Source organism: Sphingomonas sp. ABOLH (genome assembly GCF_003951715.1).
GTDB classification, from domain to species: Bacteria; Pseudomonadota; Alphaproteobacteria; order Sphingomonadales; family Sphingomonadaceae; genus Sphingomonas; species Sphingomonas hankookensis_A.
On the sequence record NZ_QQWV01000044.1, the window covers coordinates 20083 to 31338 of the forward strand.

The 11256-nt window shown below is 67.1% G+C and carries 5 protein-coding genes; 2 read left to right on the plus strand and 3 right to left on the minus strand.

The genetic code is table 11. The features are described 5' to 3' along the window. Positions 1-115 precede the first annotated feature (115 nt). Together CA237_RS16180 and CA237_RS16185 are read right to left on the minus strand one after the other, a co-directional pair. Positions 116-2524 carry a ligase-associated DNA damage response DEXH box helicase gene (locus CA237_RS16180; protein WP_126014814.1) on the minus strand — a complete coding sequence of 803 codons (2409 nt, stop codon included), beginning with the start codon at positions 2522-2524 and terminating at the stop codon, positions 116-118. A 149-nt stretch (positions 2525-2673) separates the two neighbouring features. Beyond that, positions 2674-4320, minus strand: coding sequence for an alkaline phosphatase D family protein (locus CA237_RS16185; protein WP_066691924.1), 1647 nt, complete (start codon positions 4318-4320; stop codon positions 2674-2676). A gap of 123 nt (positions 4321-4443) precedes the next feature. On the opposite strand from CA237_RS16185, the gene CA237_RS16190 reads away from it, so the two are divergent. Further along, on the plus strand, positions 4444-6828 hold the full coding sequence (locus CA237_RS16190) for a TonB-dependent receptor (protein ID WP_126014816.1): 2385 nt from the start codon (positions 4444-4446) through the stop codon (positions 6826-6828). Between the two features lie 161 nt (positions 6829-6989). Here CA237_RS16190 and CA237_RS16195 read toward each other — a convergent pair whose 3' ends face one another. Then, on the minus strand, positions 6990-9485 hold the full coding sequence (locus CA237_RS16195) for a TonB-dependent receptor (protein WP_126014818.1): 2496 nt from the start codon (positions 9483-9485) through the stop codon (positions 6990-6992). A gap of 292 nt (positions 9486-9777) precedes the next feature. On the opposite strand from CA237_RS16195, the gene CA237_RS16200 reads away from it, so the two are divergent. Beyond that, a partial coding sequence (locus CA237_RS16200) for a TonB-dependent receptor plug domain-containing protein (protein WP_164523906.1) occupies positions 9778-11256 on the plus strand: 1479 nt, incomplete at its 3' end.

Here is an 11256-nt window from a genome sequence, read left to right on the forward strand (position 1 = left end):
CCCCTTCTCGACTTCGGTTCTCGACAGGCTCGAACCTGCGCTCGAAGCAAACGGGCGGGTAAGTGTCAGGGGCGGACAGGACGCTGGGGCAGAGGTAACTGCGAACCAGGAACCACTAATCCAGCGCCATCGCCTCCGCCGCCAGCGCCTCCGCCTCGACGAGCAGCGCGTCGTCGGCCGATCCCTGCGTCACGCGCTCGCGCCCGATCAGCACCAGCACCGGAACGGCAAGCGGGCTGACCCGGTCGAGCGTCACATGCCGAATGCGCGCCTGTGCCGTCTCCAGCAGTTTGGCCAGCCGCCCGACATCGGTCATCCGTGCGCGGGCGTCCTCCCATGCTGCCTGCAGCAGCAGGTGGCCGGGTTCGTATTTGCGCAACACGTCGTAGATCAGGTCGGTCGAGAAGGTGACCTGCTTGCCGGTCTTGCGCTTGCCCGGATGCTGGCGCTCGACGAGGCCACCGATCACCGCGACCTCGCGGAACGCGCGATTGAGCAGCGCCGACCCCTGTACCCAGTCGACGAATTCATGTTCGAGAATGTCGGGCGAAAACAGCGCGGCGGGGTCGGTGATCGGTTCGAGGCAATAGCAGGCCAGCGCATAGTCGTTCGAGACGAAACCGATCGGGTTCAGCCCCATCGCCTCCATCCGCCGGGTGATCAGCATGCCGAGCGACTGGTGCGCATTCCATCCTTCGAAGCTGTAGGCGACCATATAGTGCCGCCCGTCATGCGGGAAGGTTTCGACCAGCAATTCGCCCGGACGCGGCAGGACCGAGCGGCGCGACTGGATTTCCAGCCATTCGCGCACATCGTCCGGAAAGCGCGACCATTCCGATGGATCGGCGAGGAAGCCGCGCACGCGGTCGGCGAGGTTGGTCGACAGCGCCATGCGCGTGCCGCCATATTTGGGGATGCGCGCGGGCTTGCTGCTGGCGCGGACGACGAGGTCGGTCAGCTCGATCTTCTCCACTTCCAGGCTCATGCCGGCGAAGAAGAAGGTGTCGCCCGGCGACAGGGTGGAGGCGAAATATTCCTCGACCGTGCCGAGCCGCCGGCCGTTCTTGAACCGCACGTCGAGCGTCGGGGCGTCGACGATGATCCCAGCGTTGAGGCGATGCTGCGCGATGAAGGCGGGCTTGGTGACGGTCCATAGCCCGTCGCTGCCCAGCCGCAGCCGTTTGAACCGGTCATAGGCTTTGAGCGCATAGCCGCCCTCGGCGATATAGTGCAGCACGCGGTCGAACGTGTCGGCGTCGAGCGCCGAATAGGGGAGCGCGCCCTGCACCTCCGCCAGCATGTCGGCGGCGGCGAAGGGTTCGGCGCAGGCGCAGCCCATCAGATGCTGGGCGAGGACGTCCAACGCGCCGGGGCGGAAGATTTCGTGGTCAAGTTCGCCGGCCTCGACTGCATCCAGTGCCGCCTGCGCCTCCAGAAATTCGAAGCGGTTGCCGGGCACCAGCAGCGCCTTCGACACCTCGTCGAGCCGGTGGTTGGCGCGGCCGATGCGCTGGAGCAGGCGCGACGACCCCTTGGGCGCGCCCATCTGGATCACGCAATCGACATCGCCCCAGTCGACGCCGAGGTCGAGGCTGGCGGTGGCGACCAGCGCGCGCAGGCGGCCGTCGGCCATCGCCGCCTCGACCTTGCGTCGCGCCTCGCGGTCGAGGCTGCCGTGATGGACGCCGATCGGCAGCTGCGCGTCGTTCGCCAGCCACAAATCCTGGAAGATCAGTTCGGCGAGGCTGCGGGTGTTGCAGAAGACGATGGTGGTACGGTGGCGCTCGATTTCGCGCATCACCTGTTGCGCAGCATAGCGGCCGGAATGGCCCGACCAGGGGATGCGGTCCTGCGGCAACAGGATGCGAATGTCAGGGTCGGCGCCCGGCTCCCCCTGCACCAGCGTCACCGCATCGATATCGCCATGGGGGGCAAGCCATGCGCGATAGCCGTCCGGGTCAGCGACCGTCGCCGACAGCGCGACGCGACGCAGGGTCGGAGCATGGCGTTGCAGGCGGGTGAGGCACAGCGCCAGCAGGTCGCCGCGCTTGTCGGTGGCGAAGGCATGCACTTCGTCGATGACGATCGTGCGCAGCGACGCGAACAATCGGTCGGCATCGGGATAGGACAGCAACAGGCTGAGCGATTCGGGCGTGGTCAGCAGGATATGTGGCGGTTTGCTGCGCTGGCGCGCCTTGCGGTCGGACGGGGTATCGCCGGTGCGCGTCTCGACGCGGATGGGGAGGTCCATCTCGGCGATCGGGGTCAGCAGGTTGCGCTGCACGTCGACCGCCAGCGCCTTCAGCGGCGAGATGTAGAGGGTGTGGAGGCCTTCGCTCGGGCGCTCGATCAGGTCGGTGAGCGTCGGCAAGAAGCCGGCGAGCGTCTTGCCGGCACCGGTCGCGGCGACGAGCAGCGCGTGGCGGCCGGCGCGGGCGACGTCGAGCATGTCGCGCTGGTGGCGGCGCGGGGACCAGCCGCGTGCGGCGAACCAGTCGGCAAGGGGGGCGGGGAGGTCGCGCACTTCGCCTGATGTAGGGTGGCGCGGGGCGGGTGCAACGCGGGCCACCTGCCGTATCCCCGCGCAGGCGGGGATCCAGAGCCGCGAACGTTTGCGTCTGTGGCCCTGAACCCCCGCCTGCGCGGGGGTACGGTGGCTTGGCTGGGTCGGCGCTACACCGCCACCATCGGCGCGGGCTTCCCCGCTGCCACCCGCCACCTTGCCGTCGTCTCCGTCACGAATTCCGGCGTCGTGACGCTCGACACGGTACGGAACTGCGCGTCGGCATGGGTCGGCGTCAGAGTGAGCAGCAGATAGCCCTTGCGGTCCTGATCGCAGTAGCGGACCTCCGGCGCCCCCTTTTCGATCACCTTGCCGAGGCCCGGCAGCAGCGAGCCATAGGACGGGCTGGAAATCGCGGTCGCGCCGAATTCGTTGGCGACCAGCCGTCCGCTATCGTCGTGCAGGTCGTTGGCCCAGCCGGCATGGCTGTCGCCCGACAGGACGATCGGCCGCGACTTCGCGCGGCGGAACGCGGCGTAGAGCCGTTCGCGGGCCGGGGGATAGCCGTCCCAGCTGTCGAAATTGAACGGCAGGCCGGCGCGATAGCTGCGCTGCGCGGCGGCGATGCGCGGGGCATAGGCGGCGGGCAGGCGGTTGAGCATCGCGGCATAGCCCTCCGCCCCCAGCTCCTTGATGAGGTCGGGACCGGGCACCTTGGCCATCACCACTTGGTTGCCGAGCAGCTGCCACGGGCGCTTGTCCCGCACCGAGCGGGCCAGTTCGCGTTCGACCCAATCCTGTTGGCCGCGTCCCAGCAGTTCGCGATCCGGGCGGGCGCGGACCGCCATCATCGCGGCATAATCTTCGGGTTCGATGCCGGCGCCCTTGGGCGCGGCCTGTTCCGAGCGGGCGAGCAGGCGGGTTTCGACCATGACGAGGGTCGTCAGGTCGCCGAAATCGAAGCTGCGGTTGATCGCGGCCCAGGGCTGGCCGGGCTTGGGATCGCGAATCGGCATCCATTCGAAATAGGCCTGCATCGCCGCCGCCTTGCGCGCCGCCCAGTCGCCTTCGGTAGAGGGGGTATGGTTCTCCGCGCCGCCGACCCAGGCGTCGTTGGCGCTTTCGTGATCGTCCCACACGCAGATGAAGGCGGCGCGGGCGTGCGCCGCCTGCATCGCCGGGTCGCGCTTCACCTGCGCGTGACGGGTGCGGTAGTCGGCGAGCGTCACGATCTCATGGGCCGGTTCGGGCAGCCGGTCGAGCTTGCGGCCGATGTCGGCACCATAGCCCTCCGCGCCATATTCATAGATGTAATCGCCCAGATGCAGCACCGCGTCGACGCGCGGTTCGGCGGCGATCGCGGTATAGGCGTGCCAATATCCGCCGGGATAGAGCTGGCACGACACCACCGCGAGCGCGATCTGCGGCGTGGCGCCGCGCGGCAGGGTGCGGAAGCGGCCCTTGGGCGAGGCGGCGCCGTCGGGCGCGGTGAACCAGTACCAATAGTCGGTGCCGGGTTTCAGGCCGGTCGCCTGCACCTTGGCAGTGAAGTCGCGCGCCGCCCGCGCGGTCGTGCGGCCGGAGGTAAGCGCCGGACCGTCGCTGCTCGCGGCGACATGCCAGTCGAGTGCGATGTCGCCGCTATCCGCCGCCGCCGGCGTCGCGCGGGTCCACAGGATCGCACCGTCCGCCGCCGGATCGCCGCTGGCGACGCCATGCACGAACGTCGCGGACGCGGCGGCATGGGCGATGCTCGGCAGGGTCAGCGCGGCGCTGCTGCCCATCAGGCGGAGGGCGTCGCGGCGGTTCAGGGTCATGGGGCAGGGCCTTTGTCGAAACGATATGGCCGGCTTCCTATGCAGCCTATGCGACAGGTCCGTGACGTCATCGACCTGTCATGCCGCCCCCCTAGAGGCGCGCCGTCAATAAGGGGATATTGCATGAAATCGTGTCTGCGTTCGACCGTCGCCCTGCTCGCGATCGGTTGTTCGACCACCGCCTTCGCCCAGGCCAATGTCCAGCCGCAGGGGGATGATGCGGACGAGATCGTCGTCACCGCGCAGAAGGTCGAGCAGCGGATCGAGGACGTGCCGGTGACCGTGACGGCAGTGACGGGGCAGAAGATGGCGGACCTCGGCGTGTCGACGCTGGCCGATGTCGCGCAATATATTCCGGGGCTGGTCGTGCAGGAGCAGAGCGCGAACAATCCGGGTTTCGTCATTCGCGGGATCACGTCGGATTCGGGATCGGCGCAGCAGGGCGCGCGGGTCACCTTCTATTATAACGGCGTCGACATCAGCCGGTCGCGCGGGGCGTATCAGGACCTGTTCGACCTCGAGCGGATCGAGGCGGTGAAGGGGCCGCAGGCGACATTGTTCGGCACGGCGGCCGCGGTCGGTGCGGTGTCGATCCTGTCGGCCAAGCCCAAGCCCGGCTTTGCCGCCGACCTTGCCGGCTCCTACGGCAATTTCAACCGGACGCAGGTGTCGGGGATGGTCAATGCGGGCAATGACACGCTCGCCGCGCGCCTCGCCTTCGCGTACAAATATCGCGACGGCTATGTCCGCAATATCGCGGGCGACCCGAACGTCGCCAACCAGAATCAGGGCCGCGTCGATCAGGACGACCTGAACGGGCAGGACCAGCGGGGCATTCGCGGGTCGCTGCGCTGGACGCCGACCAACGCCGTCACCGCCGACCTCGTGCTGACCTATGACGGGCAGCGCAATCCGGGCACCGCGTTCAAGAGCCGCGCCTTCGCCCCGACCGGCGGGCAGACCGGCGATTACGGAACTGCCGAACTGTCGGGTTCGCCCTACTCGTTGGAAGTCCTGGGCAAGCGCAAGCTGGGCCTCGACCGCGATGTGTATGACGCCAACCTGACCGTATCGGTCGATCTGGGGCGCGGCGTCACCTTCACCACGGTCAACGGCTATCGCCGGTTCAACAGCCTCGAGACCTTCGACGCCGATGGCGGACCGGCATGGTATCTGGAGTTCGCCGAGGATGCGAAGGGCGACCAGTGGAGCCACGAAGGGCGCTTCAACTTCACCGGCGACAGGGCGCGGGCGTCGTTCGGATGGAACGCCTTCTTCGAAAACGGCTATCAGCGCGTGCCGTTCTCGACCGAAGAGGGAACCTATCTCGCCTGTTCGGTGAGCGGGGCATACGCGCCGATCCGTGGGCTTCTCAATCAGGCGGGCATCCCGACCGGTCCCAATTGCGTCGCGGCCAATGGCACGGTGCCGGGCGCGCGGGCGACGGCGGTGCTGTCGCGTGGGAGCCTGACCGAACTGCCCTATGCGGCGGAGTTCACCAATTTCGGCAATAACGACACCTATTCGATGTTCGCCGATGCGACCTGGATTCCGGTCCCTGCGCTCGAACTGACCGCCGGCGCGCGGGTGCTGATCGAGGATCGGCAGTCGGGCTATAGCTCGGTCCAGCCCTTCTCGCGGCTGCTGGCAGGCGCCGGGGTGTTCACCAGCCTGCTCGGCACCGCCAATACGAACGGCGCGAAGTTCGAGGCGCAGCACAGCTTCGCCGCCGTGCTGCCGCGCTTCAACGCACTGTTCCGCCTGTCCGATGCGGTCAACCTGTATGCCACGGTCAGCAAGGGTCGCCGCTCGCCGGTGGTGCAACTGGCCGCGGCGCGCACCGGCAGCAGCGCGACGGCGGGCGTGATCCCCGCGCTCCAGATCGTGCCCGAGGAACTGGTGTGGAACTACGAAGGCGGCATCAAGGGCCGCGTCGGACCGTTCAGCGGTGCGGCGTCGGTGTTCTACCAGCGCTATGACGGGTTCCAGGTGTCGGTGACCGAGAACGGCGTGACCACGACGCGCTCTGCGGGCAAGGCGGACAATCTGGGCGTCGAGCTGGAGGGCAATCTGCGCCTTGGGCAGATGCTGTCGCTGTTCGGCACCTTCGCCTATCTCGATGGCGGGATCGGCGACGATGCCACCAACGGCGTGTTCGCGGGCAATCGCTTCCGCTTGCAGCCGGACATGACCGCTTCGGCCGGGGCGAACCTGCGGGTGCCGATCGGGTCGGCGACCTTCTATGCCGTGCCGAACATGACCTACCGGTCGAAGGTGTTCTTCGAACTGCCGAACCGCGAGGCCATCTCGACGCCGGGCTACACGCTGTTCAACCTGCGCGCCGGCGTGGAGCTGGGCGAGCGGTTCACCATTGGCGGCTTTGCGCGCAACCTGACGAACGAGCGCTACCTGATCGACGCGGGCAATACCGGCGGCGGCTTCGGTGTGCCGACCTATATCCGGGGCGAGCCGCGTTTCTATGGCGTGGAGCTAGGGGCGCGGTTTTAAGCCAGTCCACTCGTCACCCCGGACTTGATCCGGGGTTCCGCTTCTTTCCCACGCTAGAAGAAGAAGCGGGACCCCGGCTCAAGGCCGGGGTGACGATAGCGTTGAAACACAAAAAAACGCCGGTGCCACGGATCTCGGCACCGGCGTCAGTTTCAGGGAGGTCAGAAGCTGAAGCGCGCGGTCGCCGAGATGGTGCGGCCGTTGATCGAACGGGCGCGGACGATGCCGTTGGCCGGGATCGCGCCTTCTTCCGCTTCGGTCAGGCCGATCGTGTCGAACAGGTTGTTCGCGTTGACCGAGAACTGGACCTGCTCCGCCGGGCGGAACTGCACGAAGGCGTTGACCTGCGTATAGCCCGGCAGCTTCAGCTGGTTGCTGTCCTGCGCATAGCTCGACGTGGTGCCGATGACGTTGGCACCGAGCGTGAACCGGTCGACGTCGATCTGCGGCGTGGCCGAGAAGACGAACTCCGCCTGGCGGCGCGGGCGGTTGCCGACCGTGCCGGGGTTGACCGCGTCGCTGACGATCTTCGCATCGATCCACGTGCCGCCGGCATTCAGGCTGAACGGACCGCGCTTGATGCTGCCCTCCAGCTCGATGCCATAGGCACGGTAGTTGCGGTCGAAGAAGCGCTGGGTCGTCGCCTCGAAATTCTGCTCCTCGGTCCGTGCCCAGAAGCCGGTGGCGTAGAAGGCAATGCCGTTCGCGCGGTACTTCATGCCGGCCTCGGCCTGGCGGACGATATCGACCGCCGCGTCGGCGTTGAGCAGGCCGCCGGTGGTGGTGCTGACGGCGGGTCCGAACAGGAGGCGGTCGGCATTGGCGCGCCCGCCACGGCTGTAGCGGCCGAACAGCGCGAGGTCGGGGCTGAGGCGATAGTTGGCGCCGAGCGAATAGGACCAGTAGTTGAAGTCGTAATCGACCGGCGCCGGGCTGCCCAGCGGGATGATCGCGACGCGGCGTTCGGCGTCCGCGATCACGCCGTCGCGGTTGATGTCGCGGGTGGTGATGCCGACGCGCCCGCCGCCCAGATCGGCGCCGGCCACGGTGCCCTTGGCCGATCCGAAGTCATAGCGGACCGACCCGTCGAGCGTCAGCGCGCCGCCCGACCAGTTGAGCGAGGCGAAGGGGGCGTTGGTGTCGTAGTTCAGGTCGTAGCTGCGACGGCAGCATCCGCCGAAATAGCTGGCGGCATAGCCGAACACGCCGTTCTGCGTGATCGAGGTGCCGACCGCGTTGCGGACGTTGACCAGCGCAGCATTGCCCCCGCCGACCACGTCGGACAGCAACGACGTCCACAGCCAGTCGGTGTCGATCGTCTGGCGCGACTTGTAGAAGCCGGCGGTGAGGCCGAGCGTCCCGCCACCCAGCGCAATGTCGTGGCTCAGGCGGAAATCGTTGGTGATGTTGTCGAGGCTGTTGAGCTTGGTGTCGAACACCACGATCTGCGCGAGCAGGCCGTTGCCGTTGAGCGTCGCCGGATTGGCGATCACGCGGCCGGCATTGGGGCCGGTGGCATAGCTGAGCGTCGAGCCGGCACCGGCCAGCGCGGTGGCGATGGTCGCCGCCGAATCCACATTCGCCGGGAAGTTCGAGATGAAGCGGCCGGAAATGTCCGAATAGCGGAAGCGGTTGGTGACGTTCCACCCCGCGGCCAGCTGGAACTGGGTTTCGAAGCCGACCGCCTTGACCAGCGGATGCTGGCCATCGCGGATGTCGTTGACGACGGGGTTGTTGTTGCCGTCCAGCGTCAGGTTGCGGGTGATGTTGGGCGAATGCAGCGTGTCGCGGTTGATCGAGAAGCCGGCGATCTCGCTGTATTTCGGATCGTCATTGGTGCCACTGACCCGGATCGGGTTGGGAAGATAGGCGATGGCGCGGTCGTCGAGATATTTGCCGTACAGCCGGACATAGCCGCCGGTGAATTCCTTGGTGACGTTCAGCTTGATCTGCCCGCCGCGATTGGCGTCATAGCCCGCCTCGCGCGGCCCTTCGCCGAAGCGGTAGAAGCCGCCGACATGGACGCGCAGCGTGTCGGACAGGTGCTTGCTGTACGAAAAGTCGGTGCGGAAATCGCGATAGTCGATGCCGGTCGCCCCCTGGATCACGCCGCCTTCGCGCTCGCCGGTGTCGGAGATCATGTTGATCACGCCGCCGGGCGAGTTCGACGCGAAGGTCGAGGCGGAGCCGCCGCGAATGGCCTCGACCCGGGCGACGTTCAGGTCGGCGCGCAGGAAGATGTCGGCATTGCCGAAGGTGATGTCGCCATATTCGAGGATGGGGAGGCCGTCTTCCTGCAGCTGCAGGAACTTCGACCCGCCCGAGGCGACCGGCAGGCCGCGCACCGCGATATTGGCATTGCCTTCGCCGCCCGAGCTTTCCGAACGGACGCCGGGGATGTTGCGGAACAGTTCGGCGACCGAGCGCGGTGCGTTTGTCTGGAGCGCTTCCTGGCCCAGCGAGCTGACCGAGACCGAGCTGTCGAGCCGGTTCTGGCCGCGCGCGACGCCAGTGACGATGATGTCGGCATCATCGGCGGGGGCGGTATCGTCGGCGGGCTGGGCGGTATCGGTCGCGGGCACATCGGCGGTCTGCGCCAGCACGGGCAGCGGCAGCGCAAGGGCGGTCGACGCGAGCAGAATATGGAACGCCTTCATGGTCCCCTCCTTGGGAAATGGTCCGGCGATTACCGGTTCACGAATCGCAAATAATCGGCATTGCAAACGATTGCAACGTTCTTGTTCATAGCTATTGCAAAGGATTGCATAACTTGTTGCACCAGAGCCACATTGCTGGTCGCGAGGGGTGGCGTCATCGTTCGGTCATGGCCGCGTAACCGGTCTGCCATGCGGGCGCGGCAGGGGCTCGGCCCGGAGGGAAGCTGGGGCGCTTCCAGGGGAACAAGAACACATGGTTGCTGATTTTGCGCGGTCCTCGCAGGGCCTTTTCATGCGTGCACTGCTGAGCGGTGCGGCGTTCCTGCCGACAGCGGCGCTCGCCGGGCCGACCGAAGAGGTGCCGGTAGCGGTCGATCCGAGCCCCGCCGATGACGAGGGCCAGGAGATCGTCGTACGCGGCAGCCGCCCGATCGCCGAATCCGAAGCCGCCGCGCTGGAAATCCAGCGCAACAGCCCGGCGCTCGTGTCGGTCATCGCCTCCGACGCGGTCGGTCGCCTGCCCGACCAGAATATCGCCCAGGCGATCAGCCGCCTGCCCGGCGTCGCCGTCGAGCGTGACCAGGGCCAAGCGCGCTACGTCAACCTGCGCGGCGCTCCCAAGAAATGGACCACGCTGTCGTTCGACGGCGTCAACGTCGTCAGCCCCGAAGGCCGCGCCGCCCGCTTCGATTCGATTCCCTCGGCGATCGCCAAGCAAATCATCGTGCGCAAGGCGGTGACCCCGGACATGGTCGGCGAGACGATTTCGGGCAATATCGACATTATCACCCGTTCGGGGTTCGATCAGGACGGTTTTCATGTCGCGGGCAAGGCCGGCTATGGTCTGGTCGAGCTGGGCGACCGGCGCGAGTTCGAAGGGTCGCTGGTCGTGTCCGACCGGTTCGACACCGGCATCGGCGAATTCGCCGTGTCGTCCTCGGCCAGCCTGTATCGGCGCGGCATGGTGACCGACAATTTTGAAACCGATTGGGAAACGGTCGAGCAGGACCGCCGTCCCGGCGCCGCCGACCGCATCTGGGCCCGCGAGACCGAGAACAAGCTCTACCGCCTCGTCCGCAAGAATTATGCGCTGTCGACCCGGCTCGACTGGAAGCCCGCGCCTGGCCACCGCATCTATGCCGAGACGATCTATTCGGCGTTCCAGGACGACGAACAGCGCAACAACTATATCTTCGACCTCGACGATCAGCAGTCGCGCGTGCCGATCGGCACCGCCGCGTGCACCGTCAACGCGACGCCGCCGGCCGGCACCACCGGCTATGCCGATATCTGCACCGGGAACACCCCGCTGCGCGGCACCGTCTATGGCATCGACCTGAATTCCAACTTCACCGTGCGCGCCTACAAGCAGTCGGTGTTCACCAACACGCTGGGCGGCGACCATGATCTCGACACGTGGCGCGTGTCGTGGCGGGCCAACTATACCCGGTCGATCGACGACCGGACGCAGCCGGCGCAGCTGAACTATGACAGCCCGTCCTTCGGCACCAACGGCGCCAATGCCGCCAACCGGCTGACCGTCGCCTATGACCTGACCGATCCGCAACTGGCGCGCGTGCAGCTCTATCGCACGATCCGCAACGCCAACGGCACCTTCGCCCGCGGCGACCGGGTGACCGCGATCGAGGATTTCCCGCGCTCGCTTGCCCGCCTGCGCTCGCTGATCGCCGCCGACACCACCGACGCCTATACCGCGCGGCTCGACCTCAGCCATGACGTCGACGGGCTGCTGGGCGAACGGACGACCTTC